We start from the raw sequence: 14838 nt of genomic DNA, 5'->3' as shown, positions 1-14838 counted from the left end.
GCCAGGACCCGGGCGCGCGCACCCTGAGGGCAGGAGGATCCGCCCAATGCCCGATGACGCCGCCCCCCCGAGACGCCGCCGCTCCGGCGGTCGCGCTGGCAACACGCGAGGACGTGGCGCGGTCATCCAGCAGATGCCCTGGCGTGTCATCGAAAACACGGACCGCCCCACCGAGCCCCTGAGCGAGGCGGGCGTCGCCGCCATCCACGACGGTGCCATGCGCATCCTCGAGGAGATCGGGATCGAATTCTACAATGTCGAAGGCCGCGAGATCCTGCGCAAGGCGGGCTGCCTTGTGGAAGGAGATACCGTCCGCATGGGGCGCGATTTCGTGATGGAGATGGTGGCGCGCGCGCCGGCCTCCTTCACCATGACCCCGCGCAATCCCGCGCGGCAGATCACGATCGGGGGCCGATCCCTCGTCTTCGGCAACGTCTCCTCGCCGCCCAATTATTGGGACCTCGAGACGGGCAAGGTCACGGGCACGCTCGCGCAGTGCCAGGACCTCCTCAAACTCGTGCAATACTTCAATTGCATCCACTTCGCGGGCGGCTACCCCGTGGAGGCCTGCGATATCCACGCAAGCGTCCGCCATCTCGACGTGCTCTTCGACAAGCTCACGCTGACCGACAAGGTAATGCATGCCTACTCGCTCGGCCCCGAGCGCGTCGAGGACGTCATGGAGATGGTGCGCATCGCGGGCGGGCACTCCCATGAGGAATTCCGCGCGACGCCCAAGATGTACACCAACATCAATTCCACCTCGCCGCTCAAGCACGACATCCCCATGATCGACGGATGCCTGCGCATGGCGCGGGCGGGGCAGGCCATCGTCGTCACGCCCTTTACGCTGGCCGGGGCCATGGCGCCCGTGACGATGGCGGGGGCGGTGGCGCAATCCATCGCGGAGGCGCTATCGGCCATCGCACTCTTCCAATACGACACGCCCGGCTGCCCCTGCGTGATCGGCACGTTCACCTCCAACGTGGACATGAAGAGCGGCGCGCCCGCCTTCGGCACGCCGGAATACATGCGCGCCACGCAGATGACCGGGCAGATGGGGCGGTTTTACGGGCTTCCGATCCGGTCCTCCGGGGTATGCGCGGCCAACGTGCCCGACGGGCAATCCATGTGGGAGACGTCCAATTCGCTCTGGGCGGCGGTGCAGTCGGGCACGCACATGGTCTACCACGCGGCGGGCTGGCTCGAGGGCGGGCTTATCGCCAGCCCCGAGAAGTTCATCATGGATTGCGAGATGCTCCAGATGATCGAGCGCTACTTCGAGCCCGAAACCTGGGCGACGGGCGAGGACGATATTGCCATCGACGCCATCAAGGACGTGGGATCGACCGGGCATTTCTTCGGCGTCGCGCATACGCAAGAGCGCTACGAGACGGCCTTCTACCAGCCGTTCCTGAGCGACTGGCGCAATTTCGAGGGTTGGGACATCGCCGGCGGCGTGTGGACCGCGGAGCGCGCGCACAAGATGTTCAAGGAGATCGTGGCGAGCTTCGAGGCGCCGCCCATGGACGCGGCCATACGCGATGAGCTCGCCGATTTCGTGGCGCGCCGCAAGGCCGAGGGCGGGGCACCCACCGACTTCTGATCGGGGCTTCTCTTTTCCTCCCGGGCGGCGCGCTGCGCCGGGCGCTGTTGGACATTTCTTAACCTCGCCATGCGATCTCCGGCAAAAGCGTCGGAGAAGCGGCATGCACGGTCTCATCAATCGGGGTCTTCAGTGTTTTTTGCGGGATACCTACGGGCCGGAGACCTGGGCAGAGGTCATGCAGGAGGCCGATCTGGGCTTCACCTCCTTCGAGGCGATGCTGACCTACGAAGACGAGGTGACGCAGGCCGTGCTGGAGCTTGCGACGGTGAAGCTCGGCAAGGCCCCCCATGACCTCCTGGAGGATCTGGGCACCTACCTCGTGAGCCATCCGAACACGCAGGCCCTGCGCCGCCTGCTGCGCTTCGGCGGGGTGGACTTCATCGATTTCCTCCACTCGCTCGACGACCTGCCCGGGCGCGCCCGGCTCGCGGTGCCCGATCTGCATCTTCCGTGGTTGGAACTCAGGGAGATGGAGGACGGCTCCTTCACGCTGCGCTGCGGGGCAGGGCTGCCGGGATACGGCCATGTCATGACGGGCATCCTGCGCGCCATGGCCGACGATTACGGTGCGCTCGCCTTTCTCGAGCTCGACGAAAGCCGCAAGACCTACGACGTGCTCCGTATCGTGCTTTTGGACGAGGCATTCACCGAGGGGCGCAGCTTCGAGCTGGCGCGGGAGGCCTCCTGACATGCTCGATCACATGCCCGATGCGCAGGCCTTCGATGCGCTCTGCCCGATGCACGTTGCCGTCAATTCCGAGGGCAAGATCGCCCATCTCGGCCCCACCTTGGCCAAGCTCATGGATGATGACGCCGTGGGCCGGCCGTTCCTCGACCTCTTCGAGCTCGTGCGCCCCCGTGGCGCGCGGAGCGTGGCCGACCTTCAGGCGCATAGCGGCGCGCCTTTGCATCTGAGGCTCAGGGATGCCCATCGCACGCCGGTGAAGGCGGTGGCCGCTCCCCATATGGGCGGGCTCATCGTGAACATGTCCTTCGGGATTTCGGTGGTCGAGGCTGTGGGGAATTACAGCCTCACGAGCCGCGATTTCGCGCCCACGGATCTGACGATCGAGATGCTCTACCTCGTGGAGGCGAAATCCGCGGCGATGGAGCAGAGCCGGGACCTCAACGCGCGGCTCCAGGGCGCCAAGATCGCGGCGGAGGAGCAGGCCTTCACCGATACGCTCACCGGCCTCAAAAACCGCCGCGCCATGGATCACATCATGGGCCGCTACATCGCGCTCGGCGTGGGCTTTTCGTGCATGCATCTCGATCTCGATTTTTTCAAATCCGTGAATGACACGCTCGGGCATGCGGCGGGGGATCACGTCTTGCAGGAGGTGGCGCGCATCCTCGTCGCCGAGACGCGGCGCGAGGATACCGTGGCGCGGGTCGGGGGCGACGAATTCGTGCTGATCATCCACGAGCTGCAGCACCCCGACCGGCTCGCCGCCATCGCCGCTCGGATCATCGCGCGCCTCGAGCATCCCATCCCGTGGAACGGGGAGACGTGCCGGATTTCGGGCTCCGCCGGCACGAGCCGCTCGGGACAGTACGAGACCCCCACGGTCGAGCAGATGCTCCACCATGCCGATCTCGCGCTCTATGCCTCCAAGCGCGCGGGCCGCGGGAAGCACACGCATTTCAGCACTGATTTGCTGGGGCTTTAGGCGCGCGGCGGCCGTGATCTGCAGGTGGCGACCGCGCGCGTCATGGGAGAGGGGACAGCCGACGCGCGCCATGAGCTGCGTGCTGGCGGCTTATCCACCACTTGGAACCCGTCAACTTGGGGGGAACAACGATGGCACTCCCTAGGGGAATCGAACCCCTCTTTCCAGGTTGAAAACCTGGCGTCCTAACCGATAGACGAAGGGAGCACTCATCGGTGTGAGGCGGGTGATAGAAAAACTCCGCGGTGGGGGCAAGCCGATTCTTGGCGAAAATTCACGCTGCTTAGCCGCGCCCATTCAGGCCAAGGCCGCGTCTTCCAGCCGGAATTGCGGGCTGGTGCGGCCGCCCCAGCTGTTCACTTCGAGACGACCGGCAACATGGACGCGTGCGGCGTTTTTCTGCGCCAGTGCAGGCCCGAGCGGGCCGTCGAAAGCCCCGAACGCGATGGCGGAGAGGCGGCCCCCAAGCCCATCGGTGAGATCGAGCTTCAGGTGACCGGCGCCGACCTCCTTGGCATGGGCCACGCGGAGATCGGCCAGCGCGAAGCGGGGAGCGGATGCGGCGGCGCCGAAGGGCCCCGCACGCTCCAAGAGCTCGATCAGCTCCACCGTGGCCGCGCCCGGCATCAGGACAGCATCGCACCGCAGTTCTGCCGCCGCCCCCTCCGCCGCGCCTTGCCGCGCGAGGAGCTCCTCCAGCCGCGCCATGGCAGGCTCCAGCTGCGCGCGCGTGAGCGAGAGGCCCGCGGCCATCTTGTGCCCACCGCCCTTCTCGATGAGGCCCTCGGCGGCGAGCCGCTGGATCGACGCGCCCAGATCGACGCCGGGGATGGAGCGGGCCGAGCCCTTGCCGGCGTCTCCTTCGAAGCCGATGACGACGGAGGGGCGGCCGGAGGTCTCCTTCATCCGCGAGGCGACGATGCCCACGACGCCCGGGTGCCAGCCATCACCGGCGGCCCAGGCGAGGCCACGGTCAAACCCGCGCGTCTCGGCCTGCAGGAGGGCCGCGTCGCGCACTGCGGCCTCCACCTCCCGGCGCTCGGTGTTCAGCGCATCGAGGCGTTCGGCGAGGGCGGCCGCCTCGTGCGGATCAGCCGTTGACAGGAGGCGCGCGCCGAGATCGGCGGCCCCGATGCGCCCGCCGGCATTGATGCGCGGGCCCAGGACATAGCCCAGATGATAGGAGCGGGGCTCCGTATCGAGGCGGGCAATGTCGGCGAGCGCGGTGAGCCCGATCCTGCGGCGCGCGGCCATGACCTTGAGACCCTGGCGGACGAAGGCCCGATTGACGCCGACGAGGGGCGCGACGTCGGCCACCGTGGCGAGCGCCACGAGATCGAGCATCGCCATGAGATCAGGGCGTTTCTCGCCCGCCTCCCGCAGCTGGCGGCCCGCCTCCACGAGCATCAGAAAAACGACGGCCGCGGCACAAAGATGCGCGAGGTCGCCCGTTTCGTCCTGCCGGTTGGGGTTCACCACCGCGAGGGCCGGCGGCAGTGTTTCACCCCCGAGGTGGTGATCGAGGACGATCACGTCGGCGGCCGTGGCGGCGGCCAACGCTTCGTGGGAGAGCGTCCCGCAATCGACGCAGATGATGAGGTCGTGGTCGCGCGCCAGCTCCGCCATGGCGGGCGCGTTGGGCCCGTAGCCTTCGTCGATCCGGTCGGGGATGTAGAGCGTCGCGGCGCAGCCCATCTCCCGCAGCCAGGTGAGAAGGAGGGCCGCCGATGCGCCTCCATCGACGTCGTAGTCCGCAAAGACCGCCACGCGCTCGCGCCCGCGCATGGCGGCGAGAAAGCGGGTCGCCGCCGCCTCCATGTCGCGCAGGGCGCGCGGGTCCGGGAGGAGGTCGCGGAGCGTGGGCTCGAGGAAGGCATCCGCCTCCTCCGCCGTCACCCGCCGGCGCGCGAGGATCGCGGCGAGCGCATGGGGCAGGCCTGTCTCCTGCACCAGCGCCTCGGCATGGCGCGAGAGGGCGTCGGACGGGCCGATCCAGCGCCGCCCGGTGAGCGAATGCGAGACGTTCAGAAAGGCGGGCCGGTCGAGCATTTGGTCAGCATGTTGTGGCTTAGCTTCAACAGGCTACCAAATCATGGGCGCTCCCGTCCAGCGCCCGGGGCGCGAAAGCTGTGGATAGGCGCTATTGAACCGGGTTTCGATAGGTCATGCGGCGCACCGACCCGGTTTTCGAGCGCATGAGGATGGTCTCGGCGGTGAGATAGCCCACCTCGCGCTTGATGCCGGGGAGGAGCGAGCCGTCGGTCACGCCAGTGGCCGCAAAGATGACATCGCCGGAGACGAGCTCGTCGCGGGTATAGATGCGGTCGAGATCCTCGATGCCGGCCTTCTCCGCGCGGCCCTTCTCGTCGTCGTCGCGGAAGGTGAGGCGGCCCCAGAACTGGCCCCCCATGCATTTCAGCGCCGCGGCGGCGAGGACGCCCTCGGGCGCGCCGCCGAGGCCCATATACATGTCGATGCCCGTGAGGTCGGGCTCCGCGCAGTGCATGACGCCTGCCACGTCGCCATCGGTGATCAGGCGGATCGCAGCGCCCGTGGAGCGCACCTCGTCGATCATGTCCTGATGGCGCTCCCGGTCGAGAATGCAGACGGTGATGTCCTCGGTGGAGCAGGCCTTGGCGCGGGCCATGCGCTTGACGCGCTCGCCATAGGCCATGTCCAGCGTCACCACGTTGGGCATGAAGCCCGGACCGATTGCGAGCTTTTCCATGTAGACATCGGGCGCATGCAGCAGCGCGCCGCGGGGACCCATGGCGATGACGGTGAGCGCGTTGGGCATGTCCTTAGCGGTGAGCGTCGTGCCCTCCAGCGGGTCGAGCGCGATGTCGACCTCCGGGCCTTTGCCCGCGCCCACTTCCTCGCCGATATAGAGCATGGGCGCTTCATCCCGCTCGCCCTCGCCGATGACGACCCGGCCGCGGATGTCGAGCTTGTTGAGCTGCTCGCGCATGGCGTTGACGGCGGCCTGGTCGGCGGCTTTTTCGTCCCCGCGACCGATCCAATTGGCAGAGGCCAAAGCGGCGGCCTCCGAGACCCGGGCGAGGCCGAGGGAGAGCATGCGGTCGTTGAAGTCTTTGGGGGCCATGGGCTCCTCCTTCTTCTTCTGGATCAGACGGCTTCGATGCGAAGTGTCACCGGGCTGCCGGCGATGACGTCGGTGGCGGCAAAGGCGTCGAGGGCGGCATCGATATCGGCGCGGGTGGTCTTGTGGGTGACGATGAGGACGGGCGCCGTTTCGTCGGTGTGGCCGTACTGGCGCATGCGGTCGATGGAAATGCCCGCCTCGCCGAGAATGGCGGCGACCTTGGCGAGCGCGCCGGGGCGATCCTCGAGCGCCATGCGCAGGTAGTAGGGCGCCGCGGTGACGGCGCGCGCCGGCGAGGATTTCACGAGGCCCTCGGCAGGCTGGCCGAAGGTCGACAGACGCGTGCCGCGGGCGATGTCGAGGATGTCGGAGAGAACGGCAGACGCGGTGGGGCCTTCGCCCGCGCCCGCGCCGCGCAGCACGATCTGGCCCACGTCCGAGCCTTCGAGGACCACCATGTTGGTGCCGCCGTCGAGCTGGCCCAGGGGCGAGGTGTCGGGCACGAGACAGGGGGACATGCGCTGTTCGAGCCCGCGCCCTGTGAACTGGGCCACGCCGAGGAGCTTGATCTTGTAGCCCATGTCGGCGGCCTGGCGGATGTCCTCGATGGTGATCCGGTCGATGCCCTCGAGCTCCACGCCGTCGAAATCGACCTGCGTGCCGAAGGCGATGGAAGACAGGAGGCAGAGCTTGTGGCCTGCATCGATCCCGCCCACGTCGAGCGTGGGATCGGCCTCGAGATAGCCCAGGGCGTCAGCTTCCGCGAAGACCTCGTCATAGGGCAGGCCGGCGCTTTCCATCCGCGTGAGGATGTAGTTGCAGGTGCCGTTCATGACGCCCATGACGCGGGTGATCTCGTTGCCGGCGAGGCCTTCCGTGAGCGCCTTGATGACCGGGATGCCTCCGGCCACCGCCGCCTCGAAGCGGAGCACGTGGCCAGCCGCCTCGGCCTGCTCTGCCAAGGTCTGGCCGTGGATGGCGAGCATGGCCTTGTTGGCGGTGACGACATCCTTCCCGGAGGCGAGTGCCGCCTCCGTGGCGGCCTTGGCCGGGCCGTCTTCGCCGCCCATGAGCTCCACGTAGACATCCACGTCGTCCCGCCGCGCCATGGCGACAGGATCGTCCTCCCAGGCATAATCCTTGATCGGGACACCGCGGTCCTTGTCGCGGGAGCGGGCGGAGACGGCCACGATCTCGATGGCGCGGCCGGTGCGCGCGGTCATGAGTGCCTGCTGGCGGCGGATCATCTTGATCACGCCGACGCCCACGGTGCCCAAACCTGCGATTGCGATGCGTAGCGGTGCCGCCATGCCCTGTGCCTCCCGGAATTTTGTTTCCTTTAGGCCGCTGGCTGGCGAGGTGCAACGCGACTAGCCGGGGGCGCCCGTGAGCCGGGCCCGGTCACTGCCGGAAAAGACCGGGCCGCGTAGGGCCGCCGCGCGCGCGCGTAGCCGCTCGAGCCGCGCGTCGAGAGACGTGTCGTCCTCCGGGGCGGTCTCCGCCGCGCCGAGACCAGCCATCTCCACGGTGTCGAGAAAAGGCAGCGGCTCCGCATCCGCAGCGCTCTGGCGCGCGGCAACATCGAGCTCGGGGATCTGGGCACAAGCGGTCATCAGCGCGAGCGCGGCGAGGGCCATGGCGGAGCGAAACATAGCCCGACCCTAGGGCGCGTGGCCGCAGGACGGCAAGATTGTATTGTACTGCGTGGGGTTAGCGGTAACGATCCGCCCATGGCCCGCAAACAAGGCTCTCATTCGGATATCACCGGCCCACGGATCCAGACCGTGGCCCTGCGCCTCTTTGCCGAACACGGCTACGCGGCGGTTTCCATGCGCCAGATCGCGGCGGAGGTCGGTGTGCAGGCGGGCGCCATCTACAATTACGTGCCCCACAAGCAAGCGCTGCTCTTCGAGCTGATGCGCGGGCACATGGAAGACCTGCTTTCGGCCAGCGCCAAGCTCAAGGGCGGAAACCCGGGCGAGGCACTCGACGAGTTCGTCCGGTTTCACATCCTCTACCATCTCGAGCGCGTGGATCTCGTCTTCATCTCCTACATGGAGCTGCGATCGCTCGAGCCTGCGAACTTCACGCAGATCGAGGCCTTGCGCCGCGCCTACGAGGACAAGCTCGAGACGATCCTGAGGGCCGGCAAGGGCAAGCTCTTCGACGTGGCCGACACCAAGGTCGCCACGTTTGCGCTGATCGCCATGCTGACGGGACCCACGAACTGGTTTCGCCCGGGCGGGCGCCTCGGCCCCGAAGATGTGGCGCAGCACTATGTCGAGATGGCCCGCCGCCTCGTTGGTGCGCCGCTTCGCGTCCGCGCCTGAACACCTCAACCTGATCTGTGCTGGACGCGTGCCGGGCTTGGTGCGAGCGTCGCGTGCAAAGCGTGGGAGGGCGCCGTGAGAGTCGGATTCATCGGGCTGGGGAATGTGGGCGGCAAGCTCGCGCGGAGTTTGGTGCGCAACGGGGTGGACGTCGCGGTCCATGATCTCGATGCCGATCTGGTGGCGGGCCTCTTGGCGGAAGCGCCGGGTCGCGTGGGCCGGGTGAGCGGGCCGCCGGAGCTGATGGGGACCTGCGATGCCGTGATCACCTGCCTGCCCAATCCGGCCGCCTCGGACGCGGTGATGGGCGAGATGCTCGCAGAAATCGGGCACGGGAAGCTCTGGATGGAGATGTCGACCACCGACGAGGCGGAGGTCAAACGGCTCGGGGCCATGGTCATCGAGCGGGGCGGGGAGGCGGTGGATTGCCCGGTGTCCGGCGGCTGCCATCGCGCGGCAACGGGCAACATCTCGATCTTTGCGGGCTGTGCGCGGGCGACCTTCGAGCGTGTGCTGCCGCTCCTGACCGTCATGGGGCGGCGGGTGCTGCATACGGGCCCGCTGGGATCCGCGAGCGTCCTGAAGGTAATCACGAATTATCTCGCCACGGCAAATCTCGTGAGTTGCGCGGAAGCGCTCGCGGTGGCGAAGGGGGCGGGCATGGACATGGGCACGGCCTACGAGGCGATCCGCATCTCCTCCGGCACGTCCTTCGTGCACGAGACCGAAAGCCAGGTGATCCTGAACGGCTCCCGCGACATCTCCTTCACCATGGATCTCGTCGCCAAGGATATCGGCCTTTTCCAGGATATCGCCGACCGCGCGGGCGTGCCGGTGGAACTCAACCCGGAGCTCATCCGCATCTTCCAGGACGGTATCTCGCGCTTCGGCCCGCGAGAATTCAGCCCCAATGTCATCAAGCGCTTGGAAGAAGCCACGGGCCTTGATATCCGCGCGCCGGGTTTTCCGGCTGAGATGCTGGATGAGGAACCGGAAGAAGCGGGAAGCGAGGTCATCGTCGCAAGATGAGCGCAGAGGTCTTGGTCGAACTGCACCCGTCGCCGGGGCGGCGCATCTTTTCAGCGATGACCATGGGGATGCTGGCGGCGATCCTGATTTATCTCTCACTGCTGATCGCGCCGGACTTCTTGCTGAGCGCGCTCTTCCTCTTGGCGGGGCTTGCGACGGGCTGGCTCGCCTGGTGGCAGTTTCAGAGTTCGGCGACGGTGATCGAGCTCACGCGCGAGGTCCTTGCGACACGCGAGGGCGATGTTCTCGCCCGGGTGCAGGATATCGAGCGCGTGGAGCGCGGGGTTTTTGCCATGAAGCCGTCGCAGGGTTTCCTGCTCCGCCTCGTCGATCCGCAGCCACGCGCCTACGTGCCCGGCGTCTACTGGCGGATTGGGCGTCGTCTGGGGATCGGGGGCATCACCAATTCGGGCCAAGCCAAGGCCATGGCTCAGACCTTGGAGGCGCTCATAGCCGAGCGGGAGGCCTAGCCGCGGTTAGGCGGCCGGGCAGACCCACTCGTCTTCGTTCTCGTATTTCACCTGATTGGTGAAGCGCGGCCGCGTGAACGTCCAGTAATCGAACATCTTCTGCGTGATCGACAGGTTGAGCAGCGGCGCGTAGTGCACGAAGGTCTCCACGAGGATGACCTGGTCACCGACAACGATTTCGGGGAGGCGGTGATCGCTCTGGTTCAGCGTCGCATTTGTATGCGGCGGGAGCTCTTCGACGTAGCCGCCGGACGTCTTCGACCATGCCACGTGGTATTCCGTGTTTTCCGCGGAATAGCACACGATCGTCACACGCTGCGTCACGGGTGAGGGCGAGTTGGTCATGTAATCGGCGAGCGTGATCATCGAGTCGAGATATTGCTGGTCGATGGCATTCTCCTCGCGGGAAATCGCGTCGGCCACGGCATAGGACACCCGGAGACCGTCCGTCTGCTTCCGGTAGGCGTCGAACACGCCATAAATCATCATGTAGGCCCAGAAGAGCATCGGCACGAGGATGATCGCCTCGATGGAGACGTTGCCGCGCGTGTCGCTCCTGAGGGCCTCAGCGAGAAGGCGCATGCGGATGCGCAGGGAAGTGATCAGCGTCGCCATGGGTTACGGCTCCGTCACGTACATGTTTGTCGCCACGAGCCCGTATTCACCGAACTCGTCGACGATGGTTTCGCCCAGGCGGGCCGTCGGGAAGAACGGCATGTACTTCACGCAGGCCGTCACGACCATGATCTCGTTGGGGCCACCGGTCTCGTAGATCGAGGCGGGCTGAACGGGCAGGGACCTGTCGATGCAGTCCGGCTCCGGCTTCAGGAACAACGTGCCGCGGGGATCCTCGCGATACATCTCGAGCTTGAGCGCGTTGTCGCAATTCGGGATCAGGCCCGCGCCCTCGCAGATCATCCGCTTGAGCTCGTCATATTCGGGCGGATTGAACGAGTTCAGGCGCACCTCGCGGACGGCCATTTCCACGCCGCGGTCCAGCAGGACCTGACGCATCATCACGAAGCTCAGCTCGAACGACGCAAACAGGAACATGAAGAAGATCGGGAAGGTGATCACGAAATCGACCGTGATCGCCCCGTCCTCGTCGCGCCTCCCCCGGCGAAGTTTTGAGATCAGCCTGCGCATCACTGGATCAGCTTCAGATGGTTGATCTGGCTAGCGATGGAGGTGAAGGCCGCTTCGAGGTCGGTCCCGTTCACGTTGTAGTAGTGTCCAGTGGACGAGGCGCAGTACTTCATGACGTCCTCGCCGGCCTGGGGGGCCTCGAAGGCGATGGAGAAGATGATGATTTCCTCGTCTTTGATCGCGTCGCAGATGTTCTCGAGGCGTTCGTCGGTTTCCTCGTAGATGTCGTGGTCATCCCAGGGGTAGGCGACCTTGTTGAACTGCGGCGGGATGACGCCGGCCCACATGTACCGCTCGTAGTAGCTGGACCAGTACCAGTAGCCGCCCGGATCCGAGTAGCGATAGAGGTAGTTGGCGGCATCGGTCGTCGTGAAGCGCAGATAGAGCTGCTGGTAGGTCAACCGGATGAGGTCGTCGGGGATATCGTCGTCGTGGTAGTGCACGTCGTCCCCGGTCGTCCACCAGCTGCGCGGGCGGTACCATTCCTCGTCATCGTCGTTGTCGGGGAACCGGACGAGGAAGCCGTCGCGGGCTTCGGATGCACCCCACTCGTCGGAGTAGTAGACGTCCGACAGCGCGGCGGACCAGCCATCGAGTGTCTTCACGTCCTGCTTGAGGTCGTACTGGGTCGTGTTTTCACCATCGGTCATGAGCACGACGACCTTCATCGTGTCCTCTTCGCCGTACTCGCGCGGCCAGTTCTGAATTATCCCGTCGACGGACTCGTTGGCGATCATGCCATTCACGATGTCGCGGGCGTCGGGATCGAGGAGCGCCGCGGCCCACTTGACGCCGTTGTCGATCGCCGTGCCGCCGCCATCGTCGAGCGCGTTCACGAAGTTCACAAGCGTCTGTTTGTCGGTCTGGAACGGCAGGATCTCATGCGCCGGCTTCACCGGGCACCATGCATTGGCGGGCGCGGGCTGGTTATAGCTGTTGCCATAGGCATGGAAGTAGCCCAGGCGCTCCACGAGCAGCGTGCGGCTCAGCTGGCGCTGGAGAAAGTCGTCATCGTAGAAGCGCAGGCAGCTCGTCTCTTCATGCCAGTCGGTGGTGTTGAAGTAGGACAGCAGCTCTTCGCCAGCGATCACCTTGTCGTTGTAGGGGATGACGGAAACGGCCGTGATGCCGGTCTCGTCCGTCTGCTCGGCAATCACTTCGTCGAAGAAGATCTCCGCCGCGCTTTTCAGCGTGTCGAGCTTCGACTCCGTGCCGTCGGCATTGTCCCAGCCCATGGAGCCAGAGATGTCGACCACGAGGGAAATTTCCACGTCGGTCACGCGCTCCTGCGCGCCGCCATCGCTGTCTGCCGCGAGGCTCTCGATCCCGACCATGTGCATGAACATGGTGGCGATCTCGCTGTCGCCCTGCGCGTAGACGGTCTTGCCGTTGAGCGAGTTCTGGACGGTCACGCCGCCGAGCTTGCCCTTGAGGCCCGAGGCCTCGAAGTAGCTTTCCACCACTTCCTTGGGATCCTGCGTGCTGTTGAGGTTGGCGGCGGCGAGCACGGCCCGGTCGACGGTCTGCTGCACCTTGGTGCGCTCGAATTCCATCCGGGCGATATCGATCGCCACACCGCCCATGATCACCATGAGCAGGAACGTGAGAAGCGCGATGACCACGATCGTACCGTCTTCGTCCCGGCGATACCGGCGCACAAAGCGATGTGCCAACGCGTAAGCGCGGCCCATACGACCGCGTTTCGTTGTGGCTTTTGTCTTGCCCATCTTACACCCTTTAACACTGGGGCACGGAATGTCCCGGTTGCGTGGTTGCCTGTGATAGGGGGCTGAAATTGGGCGGAAATGAGGTTTTTGGCCAGAATTGGGATTTGAGCGCCTCTATCGGTTCTGACTGCTCACCAATGATGAAGCGCGTTAAGGATTGTTGCTTCCGCTGGACGGCTCGAAGGCGGCGGAGAGGAGGGCTAGCGCGGTGAATAGAATCGCCTAAGCTCCCCGGAAGGCGCCGCAGAGGCGCCGGCTTTTCTGGGAGGAGTTGCCATGGACCGTGCAGGTGAACCGACATTTCGCGAGAGCGTGGACATCATGTTTTCGAGGGCCGTGGCGCTGATGGATCTGCCCCCCGGGCTCGAGGAAAAGATCCGCGTGTGCAACTCCACCTACACTGTCCGCTTCGGCGTGAAACTCCGCGGTCAGATCCACACCTTCACCGGATACCGGTCGGTCCATTCCGAGCACATGGAGCCGGTGAAGGGCGGGATCCGCTATGCGCTCGCCGTGAACCAGGACGAGGTGGAGGCCCTGGCGGCCCTCATGACCTACAAATGCGCACTTGTAGACGCGCCCTATGGTGGCTCGAAGGGCGGGCTCTGCATTGATCCCCGCGCGTGGGACGCCGATGAGCTCGAGCGGATCACGCGCCGCTTTGCCTACGAGCTCATCAAGCGCGATCTCATCGATCCCGCCCAGAACGTGCCCGCGCCCGACATGGGAACGGGCGAGCGCGAGATGGCGTGGATGTCCGACCAATACCAGCGGATGAACACCACCGACATCAACGGCCGCGCCTGCGTAACGGGCAAGCCGGTGAACGCGGGCGGTATTCAGGGCCGGACAGAGGCCACGGGACGCGGCATCCAGTACGCGCTCCAGGAGTTCTTCCGGCACCCCGAGGACGTGCGCGCCGCCGGGCTGTCGGGCGGTCTGTCCGACAAGGCAGTCATCGTGCAGGGCCTCGGCAATGTAGGCTACCACGCGGCCAAGTTCCTGAGCGAGGAGGATGGCTGCCGCGTCATCGCCGTCATCGAGCGGGACGGCGCGGTGACGAATGCCGACGGGCTCGATGTGGATGCGCTGCAGGCGTGGATCCGCGAGACCGGGGGCGTCAAAGGCTTCCCAGGCGGGACCTACGAGGCCGACGGCGCGAGCGTGCTGGAGCTGGCCTGCGATATTCTCGTGCCCGCCGCGCTCGAGGGTGTGATCCACCGGGACAACGCCTCCCGCGTGAAGGCGCCGCTCATCATCGAGGCCGCGAACGGCCCCGTCACCGCCGGTGCCGACGAGATCCTGCGCGCCAAGGGCACGGTGATCATCCCGGACATGTACGCCAATGCGGGGGGCGTGACGGTGTCCTACTTCGAATGGGTGAAGAACCTCTCCCACATCCGCTTCGGCCGGATGCAGCGACGCCAGGAAGAGCAGCGCCACCAGCTCATCGTCGACGAGCTCGAGCGCATCAGCCGCGACAGCTCCATCAACTGGACGCTGTCTCCGAACTTCAAGGAAAAGTACCTGCGCGGGGCCGGGGAGCTCGAGCTCGTCCGCTCGGGTCTCGATGACACGATGCGCGCGGCCTATCAGTCCATGGCGGAGGTGTGGCGCGCGCGGGCTGATGTGCCGGACCTGCGCACGGCCGCCTATCTCGTCTCCATCGGGAAGGTCGCGAAGGCCTATGAGGCCAAGGGGCTTTAGACCGGCCTGAGTCCTCCCCGCCACGGCGTGGCGGTAATTTGCCGGAG

General features: G+C 66.0%; 14 protein-coding genes and 1 tRNA gene. 7 read left to right on the top strand and 8 right to left on the bottom strand.

What is annotated here, in order from left to right; genetic code table 11:
* Positions 1-46 precede the first annotated feature (46 nt).
* The 3 genes from AAFM92_07825 (at position 47) to AAFM92_07815 (ending at position 3279) form a co-directional block, all read left to right on the top strand.
* A complete protein-coding gene (locus AAFM92_07825; protein ID MEL7300276.1) occupies positions 47-1606 on the top strand; it encodes a trimethylamine methyltransferase family protein in 1560 nt (519 codons plus the stop codon).
* 103 nt (positions 1607-1709) lie between these two features.
* On the top strand, positions 1710-2297 hold the full coding sequence (locus AAFM92_07820) for a heme NO-binding domain-containing protein (protein ID MEL7300275.1): 588 nt from the start codon (positions 1710-1712) through the stop codon (positions 2295-2297).
* 1 nt (position 2298) lies between these two features.
* Positions 2299-3279 carry a diguanylate cyclase gene (locus tag AAFM92_07815; GenBank protein ID MEL7300274.1) on the top strand — a complete coding sequence of 327 codons (981 nt, stop codon included), beginning with the start codon at positions 2299-2301 and terminating at the stop codon, positions 3277-3279.
* Positions 3280-3411: 132 nt separating this feature from the next.
* On the opposite strand, the gene AAFM92_07810 is transcribed toward AAFM92_07815, so the two are convergent.
* From AAFM92_07810 to AAFM92_07790, 5 genes are all read right to left on the bottom strand, one after another.
* Positions 3412-3486: transfer RNA gene (locus tag AAFM92_07810), tRNA-Glu, on the bottom strand.
* Between the two features lie 90 nt (positions 3487-3576).
* A complete protein-coding gene (gene recJ, locus AAFM92_07805; protein MEL7300273.1) occupies positions 3577-5328 on the bottom strand; it encodes a single-stranded-DNA-specific exonuclease RecJ in 1752 nt (583 codons plus the stop codon).
* A gap of 91 nt (positions 5329-5419) precedes the next feature.
* Positions 5420-6382 carry a class II fructose-bisphosphatase gene (gene glpX, locus AAFM92_07800; protein MEL7300272.1) on the bottom strand — a complete coding sequence of 321 codons (963 nt, stop codon included), beginning with the start codon at positions 6380-6382 and terminating at the stop codon, positions 5420-5422.
* Positions 6383-6405: 23 nt separating this feature from the next.
* The gene (locus AAFM92_07795; protein MEL7300271.1) at positions 6406-7692 is read right to left on the bottom strand and encodes a homoserine dehydrogenase; all 1287 of its coding nucleotides are present in this window, start codon (positions 7690-7692) and stop codon (positions 6406-6408) included.
* Positions 7693-7752: 60 nt separating this feature from the next.
* A complete protein-coding gene (locus AAFM92_07790) occupies positions 7753-8034 on the bottom strand; it encodes a hypothetical protein (GenBank protein ID MEL7300270.1) in 282 nt (93 codons plus the stop codon).
* A 78-nt stretch (positions 8035-8112) separates the two neighbouring features.
* Here AAFM92_07790 and AAFM92_07785 point away from each other — a divergent pair, with 78 nt between their 5' ends.
* From AAFM92_07785 to AAFM92_07775, 3 genes are all read left to right on the top strand, one after another.
* Positions 8113-8712 carry a TetR/AcrR family transcriptional regulator gene (locus tag AAFM92_07785; GenBank protein ID MEL7300269.1) on the top strand — a complete coding sequence of 200 codons (600 nt, stop codon included), beginning with the start codon at positions 8113-8115 and terminating at the stop codon, positions 8710-8712.
* Positions 8713-8787: 75 nt separating this feature from the next.
* Entirely contained in the window at positions 8788-9741 is a 954-nt protein-coding gene (locus AAFM92_07780; GenBank protein ID MEL7300268.1) for an NAD(P)-dependent oxidoreductase, read from the top strand.
* Entirely contained in the window at positions 9738-10211 is a 474-nt protein-coding gene (locus AAFM92_07775) for a hypothetical protein (protein ID MEL7300267.1), read from the top strand. The genes AAFM92_07780 and AAFM92_07775 overlap by 4 nt, the downstream gene beginning before the upstream one ends.
* A 6-nt stretch (positions 10212-10217) precedes the next feature.
* On the opposite strand, the gene AAFM92_07770 is transcribed toward AAFM92_07775, so the two are convergent.
* Genes AAFM92_07770 through AAFM92_07760 form a run of 3 tightly spaced genes read right to left on the bottom strand, consistent with a single transcriptional unit; the run spans position 10218 to position 13084 of the window.
* Positions 10218-10826, bottom strand: a complete 609-nt coding sequence (locus AAFM92_07770) for a hypothetical protein (protein MEL7300266.1) — start codon at positions 10824-10826, stop codon at positions 10218-10220.
* Between the two features lie 3 nt (positions 10827-10829).
* A complete protein-coding gene (locus AAFM92_07765; GenBank protein MEL7300265.1) occupies positions 10830-11357 on the bottom strand; it encodes a TadE/TadG family type IV pilus assembly protein in 528 nt (175 codons plus the stop codon).
* A complete protein-coding gene (locus tag AAFM92_07760; GenBank protein ID MEL7300264.1) occupies positions 11357-13084 on the bottom strand; it encodes a pilus assembly protein in 1728 nt (575 codons plus the stop codon). Before AAFM92_07760 ends, AAFM92_07765 begins: the two co-directional genes overlap by 1 nt.
* Before the next feature lie 276 nt (positions 13085-13360).
* On the opposite strand from AAFM92_07760, the gene AAFM92_07755 reads away from it, so the two are divergent.
* Positions 13361-14791 (top strand): Glu/Leu/Phe/Val dehydrogenase, encoded by a 1431-nt coding sequence (locus tag AAFM92_07755; protein ID MEL7300263.1) that lies wholly within the window; start codon positions 13361-13363, stop codon positions 14789-14791.
* Positions 14792-14838 lie beyond the last annotated feature (47 nt).

The organism is Pseudomonadota bacterium (assembly GCA_038533575.1).
Lineage (GTDB): Bacteria > Pseudomonadota > Alphaproteobacteria > Rhodobacterales > Rhodobacteraceae > Shimia_B.
Note: the sequence above shows the minus strand (reverse complement) of the source record. Positions and strands in the feature narration are given on the sequence as shown.